At 70.7% G+C, this 15,072-nt stretch carries 19 protein-coding genes and 3 tRNA genes; 11 read left to right on the forward strand and 11 right to left on the reverse strand.

The annotated features are described in order from the left end of the window. Positions 1 to 36: 36 nt before the first annotated feature. A complete protein-coding gene (locus ACGF1Z_RS17790) occupies positions 37 to 675 on the forward strand; it encodes an NAD(P)-dependent oxidoreductase (RefSeq protein ID WP_393004868.1) in 639 nt (212 codons plus the stop codon). A gap of 76 nt (positions 676 to 751) precedes the next feature. Here ACGF1Z_RS17790 and ACGF1Z_RS17795 read toward each other — a convergent pair whose 3' ends face one another. From ACGF1Z_RS17795 to ACGF1Z_RS17820, 6 genes are all read right to left on the reverse strand, one after another. Continuing rightward, the gene (locus tag ACGF1Z_RS17795; protein WP_393004870.1) at positions 752 to 1,861 is read right to left on the reverse strand and encodes a UDP-N-acetylmuramate dehydrogenase; all 1,110 of its coding nucleotides are present in this window, start codon (positions 1,859 to 1,861) and stop codon (positions 752 to 754) included. A 46-nt stretch (positions 1,862 to 1,907) separates the two neighbouring features. Further along, the gene (locus ACGF1Z_RS17800; RefSeq protein ID WP_393004872.1) at positions 1,908 to 2,336 is read right to left on the reverse strand and encodes a MaoC family dehydratase; all 429 of its coding nucleotides are present in this window, start codon (positions 2,334 to 2,336) and stop codon (positions 1,908 to 1,910) included. Positions 2,337 to 2,338: 2 nt separating this feature from the next. Further along, complete coding sequence (locus ACGF1Z_RS17805) at positions 2,339 to 2,791, reverse strand: MaoC family dehydratase N-terminal domain-containing protein (RefSeq protein ID WP_393004874.1); 453 nt, start codon at positions 2,789 to 2,791, stop codon at positions 2,339 to 2,341. An 82-nt stretch (positions 2,792 to 2,873) separates the two neighbouring features. Next, positions 2,874 to 3,038, reverse strand: coding sequence for a 50S ribosomal protein L33 (rpmG, locus tag ACGF1Z_RS17810; protein WP_003956487.1), 165 nt, complete (start codon positions 3,036 to 3,038; stop codon positions 2,874 to 2,876). An 89-nt stretch (positions 3,039 to 3,127) separates the two neighbouring features. Beyond that, a tRNA-Met gene (locus ACGF1Z_RS17815) sits at positions 3,128 to 3,200 on the reverse strand. 44 nt (positions 3,201 to 3,244) lie between these two features. After that, positions 3,245 to 3,317: transfer RNA gene (locus tag ACGF1Z_RS17820), tRNA-Thr, on the reverse strand. Between the two features lie 196 nt (positions 3,318 to 3,513). On the opposite strand from ACGF1Z_RS17820, the gene ACGF1Z_RS17825 reads away from it, so the two are divergent. Together ACGF1Z_RS17825 and ACGF1Z_RS17830 are read left to right on the forward strand one after the other, a co-directional pair. Beyond that, positions 3,514 to 4,785 carry an amidohydrolase family protein gene (locus tag ACGF1Z_RS17825; protein WP_393004876.1) on the forward strand — a complete coding sequence of 424 codons (1,272 nt, stop codon included), beginning with the start codon at positions 3,514 to 3,516 and terminating at the stop codon, positions 4,783 to 4,785. Between the two features lie 2 nt (positions 4,786 to 4,787). Continuing rightward, a complete protein-coding gene (locus tag ACGF1Z_RS17830) occupies positions 4,788 to 5,444 on the forward strand; it encodes an NAD(P)H-binding protein (RefSeq protein WP_393004878.1) in 657 nt (218 codons plus the stop codon). A gap of 197 nt (positions 5,445 to 5,641) precedes the next feature. Here the strand turns inward: ACGF1Z_RS17830 and ACGF1Z_RS17835 are convergent. Both ACGF1Z_RS17835 and ACGF1Z_RS17840 read right to left on the reverse strand, forming a co-directional pair. Beyond that, a tRNA-Tyr gene (locus tag ACGF1Z_RS17835) sits at positions 5,642 to 5,721 on the reverse strand. A gap of 260 nt (positions 5,722 to 5,981) precedes the next feature. Beyond that, positions 5,982 to 6,422: a hypothetical protein gene (locus tag ACGF1Z_RS17840; RefSeq protein WP_393004880.1), complete on the reverse strand. Its 441-nt coding sequence runs from the start codon at positions 6,420 to 6,422 to the stop codon at positions 5,982 to 5,984. Between the two features lie 259 nt (positions 6,423 to 6,681). Here ACGF1Z_RS17840 and ACGF1Z_RS17845 point away from each other — a divergent pair, with 259 nt between their 5' ends. Next, the gene (locus tag ACGF1Z_RS17845; protein ID WP_393004882.1) at positions 6,682 to 6,906 is read left to right on the forward strand and encodes a hypothetical protein; all 225 of its coding nucleotides are present in this window, start codon (positions 6,682 to 6,684) and stop codon (positions 6,904 to 6,906) included. A 156-nt stretch (positions 6,907 to 7,062) separates the two neighbouring features. On the opposite strand, the gene ACGF1Z_RS17850 is transcribed toward ACGF1Z_RS17845, so the two are convergent. From ACGF1Z_RS17850 to ACGF1Z_RS17860, 3 genes are all read right to left on the reverse strand, one after another. Further along, positions 7,063 to 8,001: a hypothetical protein gene (locus ACGF1Z_RS17850; RefSeq protein ID WP_393004884.1), complete on the reverse strand. Its 939-nt coding sequence runs from the start codon at positions 7,999 to 8,001 to the stop codon at positions 7,063 to 7,065. Between the two features lie 126 nt (positions 8,002 to 8,127). Continuing rightward, positions 8,128 to 8,778 (reverse strand): YdcF family protein, encoded by a 651-nt coding sequence (locus ACGF1Z_RS17855; protein WP_393004886.1) that lies wholly within the window; start codon positions 8,776 to 8,778, stop codon positions 8,128 to 8,130. Next, the gene (locus tag ACGF1Z_RS17860; protein ID WP_393004888.1) at positions 8,775 to 9,563 is read right to left on the reverse strand and encodes a GntR family transcriptional regulator; all 789 of its coding nucleotides are present in this window, start codon (positions 9,561 to 9,563) and stop codon (positions 8,775 to 8,777) included. Before ACGF1Z_RS17860 ends, ACGF1Z_RS17855 begins: the two co-directional genes overlap by 4 nt. 455 nt (positions 9,564 to 10,018) lie before the next feature. Here ACGF1Z_RS17860 and ACGF1Z_RS17865 point away from each other — a divergent pair, with 455 nt between their 5' ends. From ACGF1Z_RS17865 to ACGF1Z_RS17895, 7 genes are all read left to right on the forward strand, one after another. Continuing rightward, positions 10,019 to 10,276 (forward strand): DUF6284 family protein, encoded by a 258-nt coding sequence (locus ACGF1Z_RS17865; protein ID WP_393004890.1) that lies wholly within the window; start codon positions 10,019 to 10,021, stop codon positions 10,274 to 10,276. 41 nt (positions 10,277 to 10,317) lie between these two features. Further along, positions 10,318 to 10,542: a hypothetical protein gene (locus tag ACGF1Z_RS17870; RefSeq protein WP_393004892.1), complete on the forward strand. Its 225-nt coding sequence runs from the start codon at positions 10,318 to 10,320 to the stop codon at positions 10,540 to 10,542. Then, complete coding sequence (locus ACGF1Z_RS17875) at positions 10,539 to 11,702, forward strand: conjugal transfer protein (RefSeq protein ID WP_393005650.1); 1,164 nt, start codon at positions 10,539 to 10,541, stop codon at positions 11,700 to 11,702. The genes ACGF1Z_RS17870 and ACGF1Z_RS17875 overlap by 4 nt, the downstream gene beginning before the upstream one ends. Continuing rightward, positions 11,699 to 12,040, forward strand: a complete 342-nt coding sequence (locus tag ACGF1Z_RS17880) for a hypothetical protein (protein WP_393004894.1) — start codon at positions 11,699 to 11,701, stop codon at positions 12,038 to 12,040. Before ACGF1Z_RS17875 ends, ACGF1Z_RS17880 begins: the two co-directional genes overlap by 4 nt. After that, on the forward strand, positions 12,037 to 12,417 hold the full coding sequence (locus ACGF1Z_RS17885; RefSeq protein WP_393004896.1) for a DUF6251 family protein: 381 nt from the start codon (positions 12,037 to 12,039) through the stop codon (positions 12,415 to 12,417). Before ACGF1Z_RS17880 ends, ACGF1Z_RS17885 begins: the two co-directional genes overlap by 4 nt. Positions 12,418 to 12,494: 77 nt before the next feature. Further along, the gene (locus ACGF1Z_RS17890; RefSeq protein ID WP_393004898.1) at positions 12,495 to 12,707 is read left to right on the forward strand and encodes a DUF6257 family protein; all 213 of its coding nucleotides are present in this window, start codon (positions 12,495 to 12,497) and stop codon (positions 12,705 to 12,707) included. Between the two features lie 85 nt (positions 12,708 to 12,792). Then, positions 12,793 to 14,973: a cell division protein FtsK gene (locus tag ACGF1Z_RS17895; RefSeq protein WP_393004900.1), complete on the forward strand. Its 2,181-nt coding sequence runs from the start codon at positions 12,793 to 12,795 to the stop codon at positions 14,971 to 14,973. Positions 14,974 to 15,072 lie beyond the last annotated feature (99 nt).

The raw sequence follows: 15,072 nt of genomic DNA on the forward strand, positions 1-15,072 counted from the left end.
TACTCACTCACCCCTTGAGAGCCTGGAGAGTGCGACATGAAGCTCACTGTCTTCGGTGCGACCGGCGGTATCGGCCAGGAGATCGTCCGCCAGGCGCTGGACGCCGGCCACGAGGTGACGGCGGTCGTGCGCGACCCCGCGCGGTTCACCGTCTCCGGGGAGCGGCTGGAGGTCTTCCGCGCCGATCTCACCGACCCGGAGGCCCTGCGGGGCGCGGTGGCCGGCCGGCACGCGGTCCTCTCGGGCCTGGGCGCCCGCAACCGGGCGGACGCGGCCACGGGTGTCGCGGCCCGCCTCACCCGCCCGGTGCTCGCCGCGATGGACGCCGAGGGCGTCCGCCGGCTCCTCGTCGTCAGCGCCGCGCCGCTCGGCCCGGTGCCGCCGGGTCAGGGAGTCACCGACAAGGCGGTGCTCGCGATCGTCAACTCCGTCCTGAAGGACGTCTACGCGGACCTGCGGGTGATGGAGGCGGAGCTCGCCGCGAGCGCGACCGACTGGACCTCGGTCCGCCCGCCCAAGCTCACGAACAAGCCCGTCACCGGCCGCTACCGGACCGTGGTGGGCGGCAACCCGCCGCGCGGCCGCTCGCTCGCGCGCGCCGACGTGGCGCACGCGATGCTGGCGATGATCGACGACCCCGCGACGCTGAGGCGGGGCGTGGGCGTCGCCTACTGAGCCGGGGCCGGCCGCCGCGGGCCCGCCGGGGCGGGGTCCGGCCCGCGGGGCGCCCGCCCCGGGCGGCTGGTGGTCCTCAGATCTCGACGCCGACGGTCACCGGCTCGTTGACCAGGGTGATCCCGAAGGCCTCCCGGACCCCGGCGACGACCTCGCGGGCGAGCGCGAGCAGGTCCTCGGTGGTCGCCTCGCCCCGGTTGGTGAGGGCGAGGGTGTGCTTGGTGGAGATCCGGGCGGGTCCGGAGCCGTAGCCCTTCTCGAAGCCGGCCTTGTCGATCAGCCAGGCCGCGGAGGTCTTCATCGAGCCGTCCTCGCCCGCGGGGAAGGCGGGCGGCACGGCGTCCGGGCCGAGTCGCCGGGCCACGCGGCCGAGGAAGGCCGTGTACTCCCCCGCCGTCAGGATCGGGTTGGTGAAGAAGGAGCCCGCCGACCAGGTGTCGTGGTCCTCGGGGTCCAGGACCATGCCCTTGCCGGCCCGCAGCCTCAGCACGGTCTCCCGCGCCCGCGCGAGCGGCACCCGGTCGCCCGCCTCGACCCCGAGGGCCCGGGCCGTCTCCGGATACGCGATCGGTGCCGACATCCCGCCGGCGTCCGCCAGCCCGAAGCGGACGCGGAGCACGACGTAGCGGTCGGGCTGGTCCTTGAAGAGGCTGTGCCGGTACGAGAAGGCGCACTCCGCGTTCGTGAGGGTGACCGTCTCCTCGGCCCGGCGGTCGTACGCGACGACCTCGGTGACGGTGGCGGACACGTCCTGGCCGTAGGCGCCGACGTTCTGGATCGGGGTGGCACCCGCCGAGCCGGGGATGCCGGCCAGGCACTCGATGCCCGCGAGCCCGGCCTCGACGGTGCGCGCGACGGCGTCCGTCCAGACCTCGCCGGCGGCGAGCTCCAGGCGGGTCCCGTCGAGCGAGAAACCGCGGGTGGCGATGTGCAGGGCGGTGCCGTCGAAACCCTTGTCGCCGATGACCAGGTTGGAGCCGCCGCCGATGACGAGCAGCGGGGTCCCGGCGGCGTCGGCCTCGCGGACCGCGGCGACCACCTCGTCGTCGCTGGTGGCCGTGACGAGCCGGGCGGCGGGCCCGCCGAGCCGGAAGGTGGTCAGGGGGGCGAGGGGAGCGTCCTGGAGTACGTGCACGGGCTCAAGAGTACGTTCCGCGCACGGGGCGCCCCGTCCGCCGCGTGGCACGACGGAGCCCCGGCGCCGTGGGGCGCCGGGGCTCGGGTCGTACGCGTCAGGCGAGCTTCACGACGGCCCGGGACATGCCGAGCACCTTCTGCCCGGCGCTGGTCGCGGTGAGGTCCACCCGCACCCGGCCGTCGTCCAGCTTGGCCGCCACCTTCGCGGAGACCTCGACGACCGCGCCGTCCTCGTCGTTGGGGACGACGACCGGCTTGGTGAAGCGGACGCCGTACTCGACGACGGCGGCGGGGTCGCCGGTCCAGTCGGTCACGACGCGGATCGCCTCGGCCATGGTGAACATGCCGTGGGCGATGACGTCGGGGAGGCCGACCTCCTTGGCGAACTTCTCGTTCCAGTGGATCGGGTTGAAGTCACCGGAGGCGCCGGCGTACCGGACCAGTGTGGCGCGGGTCACGGGGAAGGTCTGCGCGGGCAGCTCGGTGCCGACCTCGACCTCGTCGTAGGCGATCTTCGCGGTCACGGTCAGGCCTCCTCGGGGGCGCGGGACACGAGCTTGGTCCAGGCGGTCACGACGTGCTCGCCGGTCTCGTCGTGGACCTCGCCGCGGATGTCCAGGATGTCGTTGCCGGCGAGCGACTTGACGGCCTCGATGGTGCTGGTGACCGACAGGCGGTCACCGGCGCGCACCGGACGGGTGTAGGCGAACTTCTGGTCGCCGTGCACCACGCGGCTGTAGTCCAGGCCGAGCTGCGGGTCCTCGACGACCTGGCCCGCGGCCTTGAAGGTGATCGCGAAGACGAAGGTCGGCGGCGCGACCACGTCGGGGTGACCGAGGGCCTTGGCGGCCTCCTGGTCGGTGTACGCGGGATTGGCGTCCCCGATCGCCTCGGCGAATTCGCGGATCTTCTCGCGGCCGACCTCGTAGGGCGCGGTGGGCGGGTAGGTCCGGCCCACGAAGGACTGGTCGAGCGCCATGGCCTCGATACCTCCTGGATCTCTTGCGTACAAACGACGCGAGGCCGTCCCCGGCTGGGGACGGCCTCGTGTTCGAGCCTGTTTAGCGCGTCTCGCGGTGCGCAGTGTGCGAGTTGCAGCGAGGGCAGTGCTTCTTCATCTCAAGACGGTCCGGGTTGTTACGCCGGTTCTTCTTGGTGATGTAGTTCCGCTCCTTGCACTCCACGCAGGCCAGCGTGATCTTCGGGCGGACGTCGGTGGCAGCCACGTGAGTGCTCCTTGGACGGACTGATTAACGGATGAACGCATGAAAGAGTAGCCGATCGCAGGACCGACCCCACAATCGGCTACTGTGTGTAGCGGTGACCGGACTTGAACCGGTGACACAGCGATTATGAGCCGCTTGCTCTACCGACTGAGCTACACCGCTTTGATGTTCAGGTTCCCGCCCGAAGGCGGGTTCCCTCTCACCAGAGCCCCAATACGGAATCGAACCGTAGACCTTCTCCTTACCATGGAGACGCTCTGCCGACTGAGCTATTGGGGCGAGCGAGGAAGACATTACACGGTCCTCCGCCCATCACCCAAATCCGTTTCCCGGCGGCTCGCCCCAGGCCCCTCCTAGGCCACTCGTGCCCTCATCGGTACGACTATTGCGCTCCTCCTCGAAGCCCGGAGCAGGGGCCCCTAGGCTCGGGGCCCCCGCTGCGTGATCTTGGTCTTGGCGAGCCGTGAGGAGCCCGATGTCCGCCGACAGCAAGCAGCCCCAGCCGCCGCCCGACGACCGGGCCGCGACCCCCGCCGACACCACGTCGCTGCTGCTCTCCAACGCGCGGCTCACCGACGGGCGCGCGGTCGACGTACGGCTCGGCGGCGGCCGGATCGAGGCCGTCGGCACCGCCGGCAGCCTCGCCGCCCGGGGAGCCCGCGTCGACCTCGCGGGCTATCTGCTGCTGCCCGCCCCCGCCGAGCCCCACGCCCACTCCGACACCGCGCTCACCGCCGACTCCCCCGGGCCCGTCGCCCACACGACCGAGGAGGTCCAGCGCCGGGCCACCGAGGCCGCGCTGCTCCAGCTCGGACACGGCGCGACCGCGCTGCGCGCGCAGGTGCGGATCGGGGACGTGCACGGCCTCGGCCCCCTCGAAGCCGTGCTGCAGGCGCGGCGTTCGCTGCGCGGCCTGGCCGACCTGACGGCCGTGGCCGCGCCCCGGCTGCTCACCGGCGCGGCCGGCGCCGACGGGCTCGCGATGCTGCGGGACGCGGTGAAGATGGGCGCCGGGGTGGTCGGCGGCTGCCCCGACCTGGACCCTGACCCCACCGGATACGTGGAGGCGGTCCTGGAGGTCGCCGCCGAGCACGGCTGTCCGGTCGACCTGCACACCGACGGGGACGACCCGGCCCGGCTGGCCCGGCTCGCGGCGATGGCCGGCGGCCTGCGGCCCGGGGTGGCGATCGGGCCCTGCGCGGGCCTCTCCCGGCTGCCCTCCGACCAGGCCCGCCGGGCCGCGGACCAGCTGGCGGCGGCCGGGGTGACCGTGGTGTCCCTGCCGCAGGGCGGCTGCGCGGCCACCGAACTGCGCGGCACGGCCCCGGTGCGGCTGCTGCGGGCCGCCGGGGTGCGGGTCGCGGCGGGCGGCGGAGCGCTGCGGGACGTCTCCAACCCGGTGGGCCGCGGGGACCCACTGGAGGCCGCCTACCTGCTGGCCTCGCTGTCCGGGCTGTCGCCCGAGGAGGCGTACGGCGCGGTGAGCGCGGACGCGCGGGCCGCGATGGGGCTTCCGGAGGTGCGGGTCGAGGCCGGCTTCCCGGCGGAACTGCTCGCGGTGCGGGGCGAACGCCTGTCGGGCGCGCTCTCCCTGGCGTACAGCCGGATCGTGGTGCACCGGGGCCGCGTGGTGGCCCGGACGAGCGCGGTGCGGGAGTACTGCGACTCGGCGGCGGCCCTGGACCTGCCCCGGCAGTCCCGCCCCGACTCGGGAGGCCCGGCCGGGCCCGGGGCCGTACGGTCGTGAGTATGCGCGTAGTCATCGCTGGAGGACACGGAAAGATCGCCCTGCGTCTGGAGCGGCTGCTCGCCGCGGGCGGACACGAGCCGGTGGGCGTCATCCGCCGCCCGGAACAGGAGGCCGACCTGCGGGAGGCCGGCGCCCGCGCGGTCGTCCTGGACCTGGAGTCGGCCTCGGTCGGCGAGGTCGCGGCGGCCCTGGAGGGTGCCGACGCGGCCGTCTTCGCGGCCGGAGCGGGGCCGGGCAGCGGGGCGGACCGCAAGGACACGGTGGACCGGGCGGCGGCGGTGCTCTTCGCGGACGCGGCGGAGGCGGCGGGCGTACGGCGCTTCCTGCTCGTGTCCTCGATGGGCGCCGACGCGGAGCACCGGGGCGACGAGATCTTCGACGCCTACCTGCGGGCCAAGGGCGCGGCGGACGACTCCGTACGGGCCCGCCCGGGCCTCGACTGGACGATCCTGCGCCCGGGGATGCTCACCGACGACGCGGGCAAGGGCCTGGTCCGCCTGGAGGCCTCCACGGGCCGCGGGCCGATCCCCCGCGACGACGTGGCCGCGGTCCTCGCCGAACTCCTGGAGACCCCGGCGACGGCCGGCCTGACCCTGGAACTGATCTCGGGCTCGACCCCGGTCACGGTCGCGGTGCGCGACGTGGCGGGCAACTGACCGCGCGGGCGGCGGCGAGGCGGCCGACACCCTGGTCCCCGCCCGGCTGATCGGCACCGCTGCCGACAGCCGGGCGCACCCCGGCCGTTCCGGCCGACGGGCGGCACCGCCCCGGCGAGGCGTCTCGCCCCGGGGTCCAAACTCAACAAAACGACCCCTGATCGCGTTTCCGCAGATCAGGGGCCGTCTCTATCGCGTGGCGGCGCCAGGATTCGAACCTGGGTAGGCTAAGCCGACGGATTTACAGTCCGCTGGTGCCAACTGCGCATGACTCGCCCTGACCTGCGGCGCAGCACCAAATTCGCTACCAGTGCCGGATTTTTGTCCACGGGTCGTCCACAGGTCCTTGAAAGACGGGCTGAGCCCGTTGCCCCGTCCGCAGGTGCTCGGTCTGGTTCCGGATGAGGTCGGTGGGGACTCAGCAGGCATCGGACCCCTGCTCACTCGATGCGTAGGGGCGCGTGCACCACCTTGGCCAACGGTTCAGGTCCGCTGGCCAGCGGAGAGTTCACGAGCTGCTCCGGAAGAAGCTGCGGGCTACCGGTCTTCGCGCGGCGCCGGAACGACGATGTGTAGTTGCTGGAGACCATGCATCGCAGCGTGGAACGCAGCCGCGATTTCACGTGCCTTCTCCTCGGTCTCGATCGGCCACATCGAGATGTAGTCGGCTCCGACGTTGGCGTCCGTCACGATGCCATCCGACACCAACGCTTCAGCGGCGGACTGCAGGATGGCCAGCGCCTGGTCCGGAACGTAGGGCTTGCGGCTGGCCATGGCGTCAAGCTCCACCTTCCAGCGCTGCCCACGGCGAGCGATGCACACAAAGATCGCGTTGTCGGCCTTGGCCTTCTTGTAAGCAGCGTGGTGAGCTCTCGGGTCGGTGCAGTCGGGGATGAGGGCGGCTTGGATAGGCATTCCAGACGTCGACATGCCTGCATCGTCGCAGGCAACCATGCCAGTGATCAGGCGAATGGCCATGATTGCCACCAGCGTCAGGGACCGATGCCGGCTCAGACTGAATTAGCACAGGTGACTGTCCCCAGGGCGTCGGGCGTGCGCACAGGCGTAGTCCTCCCCCATCGACTCGACAGCAGACGTGTCGCGACTCCTGTTGGGGTCTCGGCAGCCCATGGCTGTTTCTGTGCTGCGAGGTGAGCAGCAAGTGCCCCGTCCCGGCCTGGCGTGCGCTTGATGCCTATGGGCGTTTAAGTAGAACTGGAAGCGTGGGAGGAGACGTATGGAGATCAAGGTCGTTCCGCCGGATCAGCCGGAGACGGTAACTCTGTCCGAGACGCGGGCGGTACTCGTATACGGGTCCCTTGGCGAAGACGGCGTTCCTGGTTGGCGTCTTCAGTGGCTGGCCGATGACGAGCGTCGCGATGTGTTTATCGGCGGAGATTCATCCGATTCTGACTCGGCACTTCAAGCGGCGCAGCGCTACCTCATAATGAACGGTCTGTAGGACCGCCTGCAATGAGCAACAGACCTTTGTTAGTTCCGTGGGATCCGACAAGCCACCTGGTTGCGACCGCGACCGCCATTGACCGTGCTTTGCCGCCGTAGGTGCGTAGATGGTGCGGTCGCGCTAGGTCACTGCAGTCCGATTCTCAGGCTGGCGCTAGGCAAGACCGAAGTAGGCAAGCACGAGTTGGGTGACTACGCTGGTCGTGACCCCCGTGCCGATCTCGCTGGACGACCGCCCCCCGAGTGCCAGAACGCGGCCAAGCCACCCCTGCACGCGAGACCCCGGTTCGGTCAATGCACCGCCACTCTCGGCCCTATCGCCAGCCAGGGCCGCCCCCAGTTCAGTCAGCAGCTCCTCGTTCACTCCCGCTTGGCGTAGGGATCCAATCAGCTCTTCATCGCTCTTGGCGGGAGCTGTGTAGGAGTTCTGGGTGAAACTATGTGACCCCATGGCCACATTAGCTCCAGGCCCGTTAATTACGGTCTGGAAGATTTCCTTGGCCTTTTCCTCTGGCACTAGGGACTCTCCTGCCCTCTCTCCCGCTTCCGGGTCCTCTGCTTCCAACTGGAGTGCGAAGTCCAAGATTCGAGCGCGAACGCCGTCGAGGATCGCCCTCAAGTGCGCGGCAGGCACTGAGCGCCAGATAGAGAACGCTCCCATTCCTTCATAGAGGGTGAAGTCGCCGCGGTTTTGTAGGTAATTGAACTGAGCGACGAGATCCGGCGACCAGGGCATGGTGATGTCCGAGGTGTCACCCTGCAAGATCTCCTGTAGCTCAGGTATCCCTTGCGTGATGGAAATCGTCCTCAGAGTCTCTGAGTCAAACGGGGCGGGCAGTAGCGAAAGCGCTACCGGCGCCTTGCTGATCGACGAGTTGAAGGGACCGTGAAATCTGCCGAACGTGAGGACTTCAATCGGCCCGCGGTACGTGGGGACCTGATCATCTGGGTAGCCGAAGAGTTCATGCTCAATCCACTGATCTGCATCGGAGATCCTTAGCCTCCTCGCCACGATGCGAGCCTGCCGAAGGAGGCTGGTTGTGGAAACCATCTCGCCTGCTGCGTCTCGGATCAGGTCCTGCAAGAGTGCCATCGGTGCGCCCCCTGTGAATCGCTCAGGTACCCGCCGGTCCCCTGGAGGCTCCAAGTGTGCCCGAAGCAAGCGGGCTGGGGGCGGTTTTTCTCAGGGTTACCATCGGCTCGTGTGCTGCAGGGCCTGCTACTCCGGAATGAGGCGACTGGTGAACCCCGCGCACCGAAGACGGCCGTAGGCCGACAGCACGCGATCCGGCACCTCCTGAGCGATTGTGAAGCCGCGCTCCGGGTAAATCAGCAGGCGCTGCTGGGCGCCGACAAGCATGTCCAGCACTAGGTGGGCGTCCCCGATCGAGTCGACATACTCCTCCAGTTTCATGCCCGTGGAGGCACTTACGACGTCGACCTCGGGCCAGATCTTGCGGGCCGTCGCGTACGCTCGCCGCTCTTCGTACGGTTTGCTGACGAGAAGAATCGACGCGACGTCCACCCCCTTCTCGTCGAGCAGGGCTCGGCAGAATTGGATGTTCTCGCCCGTATTCCGGGCGTTCGGCTCGACCAGGATCGCGGACGTCGGCACCCCCAACTCCACCGCCCGCTGCCAGTAGTGCTGCGCCTCACCCTTGGGCATCCGCCCCTGTGTGGTCCGGCTCGTGGCGCCGGTGAAGACAATCAGAGGGAACATGCCGCGGCGGTACAGGTCGACCGTGGCGTCCGCCACGCCGAGATCGTGGCTGCCGAGCCCGATGCCCACCGAGCAGGGGCGCGGTTCGTGGCCCATCTGCTGAAAGTCCCACAACTTTTGGGCGTCGGCCCAGTTCTGCGCGGAAATCACTTGCTCTCCTCTGCCGTCGAGTCCGGGACCTTGAAGTCGTAAGCCCACGCGAATCGCGTCGCGGCGTGGACACCGATGGCGAACTCCACGACCGTGCCGTCAGCCGTGTACGTGGTCCGATGGAGTTCCACAACCCACTCCCCCGGCAGGAGCTTGAGCTGTTCCGCCTCCTCCGGCTTGGCCGCTCGGGCGAACAGCTCCTCCCGCATGTGGTCGATCTCGTACCCGGCGTCATACAGCACACGGAAGCCACCACCTCGGCCGGCGGGCCCTGGGGTCGGATCGACGATCCGCGTTCCCTCGACGTGCTCCGGCCGGTAGTAGCTGGTCAGGGTATGCGTCGGCTGGTCGCCCTCCTTGACCAGGCGGGCCCGTGCGTAGACCTCGGCGCCCTCGGGAAGCCCATGTGCCGCAGCGACGGCGGGAGGCGCCGTGATGCGGCTGACCGTCTGTGTCTGCTCGCCACGCTTGTACGCGCGCCCGGACGCGACCCGGTCCGCGATGAACGCGACCTCATCGCCGTCGCGCCACTTCGCCTTGTCATATCGGGCAATACCCAGCCGCTTGAGGGGCGCACGCTCCCGCACGACGGTGCCGTGCCCACGGGATGAGGTCACCAGACCCTCGGCCTCCAGCGCCTTGTAGGCCGCGTGGACGGTCGTCTTCGACCCCTCACCCGCCTCGACCAGGTCACGGATCTGCGGAAGCTGCTGGCCAGGGGCGTAGTCCCCGTTCCTGATCTTCTCGGCCAGCTTGTCCGCCAGTTCCCGCCACTTCGGTGCCACGCGAACTCCTCTCGACTGAGTCCAGTCAAACACAGTCCCAGGACTGTTGACAGTCCCGGGACTGTGCGCCACAGTCTTCTCAACCGCTCTGCAGTCCCAGGACAGCGAGCGTGGAGGGGCCTTCTTTGGGCTGCTCCCAGTGCCCGGAGGGCCCGTGAAACGGCCCCGAAGGAAGCGCCCGTTGCTTGAGAACTGAACAGCGTGATGAGGGTTCGCCGCCTGTCCTTAGGCGCAACAAGGCGGCCGGCGCGGCACAGGTCCGCGCGCTCAACCTCTCCGCGGCCGACTCGGCTGCGGCCGGTTGCCTCCTCCGCCCGTCCGGGGCCCCTTCATGGGGTGCCTGTACGGGCGGGGCCGAGGGGAGCCGGAAGTCCTGGTTCCAACGGCGTGAGCCCCCGGCGGTAGGACGCCGGGGGCTCGGTTCGGGCCGTTCCTGTCTGGAAGGAACACACCCAATGAAGCCCATCGCTGCACTTCAGACGGCCGTTACGGCCGTCGCGTTCGACGGTGAGCCGTCGGGCGCGGAGCTGGCCGCGATCGAGCGGGAGATGCCGCTGATCCTGGCGGAGGTCGACCTGCTCGACGCGCAGATCATGACCATCGACCGTCCGGCCACGACGCTGGACCACCAGCGCATCCGCCGGGCCCGCAGGCGGGTCATGGCGGCGCGCGCTGCCCTGACGAACCGCGCCGGTGCCGGGGCGGTGGCCTGATGGGCCTCCGCGACCGGATCCGCGATTACGCGATCAGCAGCATGACCGACCCGGAAGGCACGCCGAACCTGGCGCGCCGCGCGACACAGGCCGCGTCCGGGCTCGCCGACGTCGCCGCCGACCACTCCACCGTGGCGGCCGCCGGCGTCTCCGTCCTCGGCGCGGCCGCCGTCGCGGCCGAGGGCGCGCTGAGCAACTACGTGTACCCGCCGGGCGACTACGCCACCTTCCGCGAGGAGCCGAAGAAGCGGGGGTGGTTGCGGTGAACCCCACCGGCAAGCCGCTCAGCCAGGTGCAAAAGGTGGTGCTCGGTCTCGCGTTCGTCCCGATGCTCGCCACCGGCGGCGCCGGCGCGTACGGCACCTACACCAACATCACGGCCGCCTACGGCTCCGGCACGGCGGTCGGTGCGGTTGCGGCCGGCGAGGGCGCCACCGCCGTCCTCGCGATCGTGCTGCTCGGCCTCACGCTGCTGGGGCAGTCCGCGCCGGTCGTGATCCGGGCGGGGCTGTGGGCTCTTCCCACCGCCGCGTCCGCCATGTCGGCGATGGCCGCCAGGACCCCGGGCGAGATCGTCATCTACGCCCTGACGCCGCTGGGTATGACCGCGTCCGCCGAGGGCGCCGCGTTCCTGGCCCGCCGGATCGTGGTCTACCGCGACGGCCGTGACGCCGAGGCGGAGCGGCGGGCCGCCGAGGTCGTCCAGGCCTTGGCATATCACCGGGCGCGGGCCGCGAACCACCCCGACGAGAAGGTCCGGCGAAAGTCGGACCTTGAGTCCTGGAAGCTCGCGCGGAAGGTCGGCACGGGCGACCTCGCCCTGGGTGAGCGGCTGCTCGATGTTCAGCGCGCTCAGCTCACCGAGGGCGCCGAGGCGGCCCTGTCGGCCATGTATGCGCTCCCCGCCGCCCCGACCGCCGCCGAGTCTCCGGCCGGACCGGTCGACGTGGCGGACGTGGTCTCGGTGGAGCTGGAGGTCGACCGGTCTACCCGACCGATCCATCCCTCAAATGGGGAGGAATCGCCCCAGATCGCCATGGAACGGTCTACCTCTGAGCAGCCGGTACCGGCCCTGGAGCCTGCACCGGTCGACCACCGCGACGTCTGCGACCTGGTCGAGTCGGAAGAGTCCACCCCGCCGCCCTCCGAGGGACTGATGGAGTCGGCCGGTCCGGCCGTGGTCCGGGCGGTCGCTGCCGAGCAGTCGACCCCGCGTCGAGTGACCCGCCGGGTTCCCGAGGCCGCCAAGTCGACTCAGCCGCGCCGTACGAAAGACGAGCTGCTGGCCGAGGCGAGGCAGTTCACGGAGTCGTGGCCGGTCGAGCATCTGACGGCCGACCGGATCCGCAAGTCCCTGCGCACATCCCCGGCGAACGGCCGGTGGCTGCGCGACACGCTCAAGGGCGAACGGGAGGCCGCGGCATGAGCGAACCCCTCGTTGCGGCTGGCGTGTGGCGGCCGGTCATGGAAGCGGCCGGCTACCGCTGCCAGTGCACCGGCCAGTGCGGCAGCACGCACGCCAAGGGCGACGGTCGCTGCCCTCGCGAGCACGATCACCACGCCAGCAAGACCCGCGGCCCGGTCCACCTCGTGGCCGCACCGCCCGACCCGCTCACAAGCACGCTGGCCGCCGCCCGGTTGCCCGTCGCCGCACTCCGGGCATGGTGCCCCGCCTGCTACTCGGCGGCCCGCCGCATCGCCAACCGTGCCGCCACTCAAGACACCGGCGACGAGTTCGCCCTCTTCGACCTGGAGGCATCATGACGAACCTCCCCGAGCCCGTCCGGGTCGTGCAGCTCCCGGACGGCACCTACGCCTACAGTGACCAGCTCCCCGCGGCGTTCGAGCGGTCGGCCGTTCCGCAGGTGGTCCACCAGCACATCCACCAGGCGCCACCCGACCGCACCGTGCAGCGCATCGCGCTCGGCTCCGGGATCGGCGCCGGAACGGTCGCCGCCGGGGTCTACTTCGGCCCCCTGCTGGTCGGCGTCCTGACGGCGATCGCCGCGAACCTGGCCCTGCTCGCGTTCCTCGCCGCGGTCCTCGCCTGGGGCGTCCACACGGTCGTGAAGTCGATCGGGGGCCCTGACGGTAAGGCCGCGGCCAAGACCCTCCGCCGGGCCCGCAAGCGCCGTCGCTGACGGCTGCCTGTCCACCCCCACCGACGTGGGGGTGGGCGGGGAGCCGGGACAGCCCCGGCACCAGAAGGGACCGAGTCGTGGCCAGCAAGAGGAACGAGCAGCCGGACCCGAACTACCCCAAGCTCACCGCCGGCGAGCACGCCCGCATCGCGTGGAACGTCGCCCGCATGGCGAAGCGGTCGATCGCGAGCGAGACCGTCTACCAGGGCGACCTGGAGCGCCGGATCGACCGGATCATCGACGGCGCCCGCGACCGCGCCGAGAAGAGCGCGAAGAACCGCCGCAAGTAGCTGTGCCCCGGGGCGGCCGACAGCCGCCAAGCATCCCGACCGCCCCGGGCCCTTGTTCCCTCCCCTGCAGAGAGGAAGCACTTCAGTGAAGCACCCCGACGACGACAACGAACTGTTCAACCGTCTGGAAGCGGAGATGGCCGCCGACAGCGGGGCCGAGGTGGTCGACCTGGACAAGGCCCGCGCCGCCCGCGACACCACCACGCCCGCCGTGGTCGACCCGACCGAGCTGGAGGGCGAGCGGCCGTTGGTCGACCTGCCGACGCCGGTCGCAACCGGTCCGGGCTACCTGGGGCGACTGGCCGGGGCCAAGCGCCGGGACGTGATCCCCATCTGGCTGCGGTCTACCTCTGAACTGCGTACGGCCGCTGGGTGGGTGGCCCGCCACTACGCCCACACCGCCGGCTACCACGCCCTGCGCGCCCCGATCTACGCCGCCCGCCTTGCGCTCCAGTCGCCGACCGGGGCGGCCCGGTTCGTCGGGGGCACGATGCGGTGGGTGGCCGACCGCGAGGGTGAACCGGTCCGCGCCGCCGCCGTCCGCCGCGAGGACGCGGCCGAGTACCTGCGGCTGTCCGCGCAGCGCGACAGCCGCGTGAAGCTGCGCATGATGGTCGCCGCCCTCGCCGCGTTCCTGGGGCTCATCACCGCGCTCGCCATCTACGTCCTCGCCCCGGGCTGGGTCCAGGCCGTCTCGGTGGGAACGGTCGTGCTCGCCCTCGGCGCCGCCGGCCGCAAGGCCGACGCCCCGGTCATCCACCGCGCGGTCGAGCTCCCGAAGGCCACCAAGCTCACCTCGGACATCGTGCTGCGCGCCCTCGGCGCCCTCGGCATCCCCGCGATCAACCAGGCGCAGGGCAAGGGCCGGGACGGGTTCGAGTTCACCGCCCCGATCACCCGCGACGGCCCCGGCTGGCGCGCCGAGGGCAACCTCCCCTTCGGCGTCACGGTCACCGACATCATCGAGCGCCGCGAGCGTCTCGCCTCGGGTCTGCGCCGTCCGCTCGGCTGCGTGTGGCCCGAGGCGGTGCCGAACGAGCACACCGGACGGCTGGTGCTGTGGGTGGGCGACCAGGACATGAACCAGGCGAAAAAGCCCGCGTGGCCGCTGGCGAAGTCCGGGTCCGTCGACCTGTTCAAGCCCGTCGCTTACGGCACCGACCAGCGCGGACGCTGGGTCGAGGTCACCCTGATGTACATCGCCGGAGTGATCGGCGCGATCCCCCGCATGGGCAAGACGTTCCTCCTGCGGCTGCTGCTGCTCATCGCCGCGCTCGACCCGCGGGCCGAGGTCCACACGTACGACATGAAAGGCACCGGCGACCTCGACCCGGTCGGCAACGCCGTCTCCCACCGGCACGCCGCCGGCGACGACGACGAATCCATCCAGTACGCGCTGGCCGACTTCCGGGCGCTGCGCGAGGAACTGCGGCGCCGGACGAAGGTGATCCGCTCCCTGCCCCGGGACATCTGCCCGGAATCCAAGGTGACCAGCCAGCTTGCGGACAAGCGGTCGCTGGGGCTGCACCCGATCGTCGTGGGTGTCGACGAGTGCCAGGTTCTCTTCGAGCACCCGGAGCACGGCAAGGAGTTCGAGGAGATCGCCACCGACCTGGTCAAGCGCGGCCCCGCCACCGGGATCGTGCTGCTGCTCGCCACCCAGCGGCCCGACGCCAAGTCGCTGCCCACGGGGATCTCGGCGAACGCCGGCGCCCGCTGGTGCCTGAAGGTCATGGGCCAGACCGAGAACGACATGGTCCTGGGCACCTCCGCGTACAAGCGCGGCGTCCGGGCCACGATGTTCGCCTGGGGCGACAAGGGGATCCACTACTTCGTCGGTGAGGGGGCGGACGCCCGGATCGTCTCCTCCGTGTACGTCGACGCTCCCGGGGCCGAGGCCATCGGCGCCCGCGCCCGCGCCGCCCGGGAGAAGGCGGGACTGCTGACCGGCTACGCCGTGGGTGAGGAGGCTGAGGTGGTGACCGGCCCGGCCTACGACCTGCTCGCCGACATCCTCGCCGTCGTCCCCGCCGCCGAGGCCAAGGTGTGGTCCGAGACGGTCGTGGCCCGGCTCGCCGAGCTGCGTCCCGACGTCTACGAGGGGTGGGAGCCGGACGCGCTCGCCGCCGCGCTCAAGCCGCACGGCATCTCCACCGTCCAGGTCGGCCGCCGCATCGACGGCAAGTTCACCAACAAGCGCGGCATCCACCGCGCCCACATCGCCGACACGATCGCGCAGCGTAACGGAAAGCGGGACGCGGGATGACCGTCCGGGGTCGCTATCGATAGCGCCGACCCCCGCTATCGATAGCGGCCCCGCTAGCACCCGAAACCGCCCCTGATCAGGCTGCTAGCGGATAGCGGC

Source organism: Streptomyces sp. NPDC048018, assembly GCF_043202995.1.
In the GTDB taxonomy this organism is placed as follows: domain Bacteria; phylum Actinomycetota; class Actinomycetes; order Streptomycetales; family Streptomycetaceae; genus Streptomyces.

What these genes read in the sequence shown, in the direction of transcription:
- ACGF1Z_RS17790 (WP_393004868.1), top strand. Translation starts at nt 37, where the DNA reads ATGAAGCTCACTGTCTTCGGTGCGACCGGCGGTATCGGCCAGGAGATC.
- ACGF1Z_RS17805 (WP_393004874.1), bottom strand. Translation starts at nt 2,791, where the DNA reads ATGGCGCTCGACCAGTCCTTCGTGGGCCGGACCTACCCGCCCACCGCG.
- ACGF1Z_RS17825 (WP_393004876.1), top strand. Translation starts at nt 3,514, where the DNA reads ATGTCCGCCGACAGCAAGCAGCCCCAGCCGCCGCCCGACGACCGGGCC.
- ACGF1Z_RS17830 (WP_393004878.1), top strand. Translation starts at nt 4,788, where the DNA reads ATGCGCGTAGTCATCGCTGGAGGACACGGAAAGATCGCCCTGCGTCTG.
- ACGF1Z_RS17840 (WP_393004880.1), bottom strand. Translation starts at nt 6,422, where the DNA reads ATGGCCATTCGCCTGATCACTGGCATGGTTGCCTGCGACGATGCAGGC.
- ACGF1Z_RS17845 (WP_393004882.1), top strand. Translation starts at nt 6,682, where the DNA reads ATGGAGATCAAGGTCGTTCCGCCGGATCAGCCGGAGACGGTAACTCTG.
- ACGF1Z_RS17850 (WP_393004884.1), bottom strand. Translation starts at nt 8,001, where the DNA reads ATGGCACTCTTGCAGGACCTGATCCGAGACGCAGCAGGCGAGATGGTT.
- ACGF1Z_RS17865 (WP_393004890.1), top strand. Translation starts at nt 10,019, where the DNA reads ATGAAGCCCATCGCTGCACTTCAGACGGCCGTTACGGCCGTCGCGTTC.
- ACGF1Z_RS17870 (WP_393004892.1), top strand. Translation starts at nt 10,318, where the DNA reads ATGACCGACCCGGAAGGCACGCCGAACCTGGCGCGCCGCGCGACACAG.
- ACGF1Z_RS17880 (WP_393004894.1), top strand. Translation starts at nt 11,699, where the DNA reads ATGAGCGAACCCCTCGTTGCGGCTGGCGTGTGGCGGCCGGTCATGGAA.
- ACGF1Z_RS17885 (WP_393004896.1), top strand. Translation starts at nt 12,037, where the DNA reads ATGACGAACCTCCCCGAGCCCGTCCGGGTCGTGCAGCTCCCGGACGGC.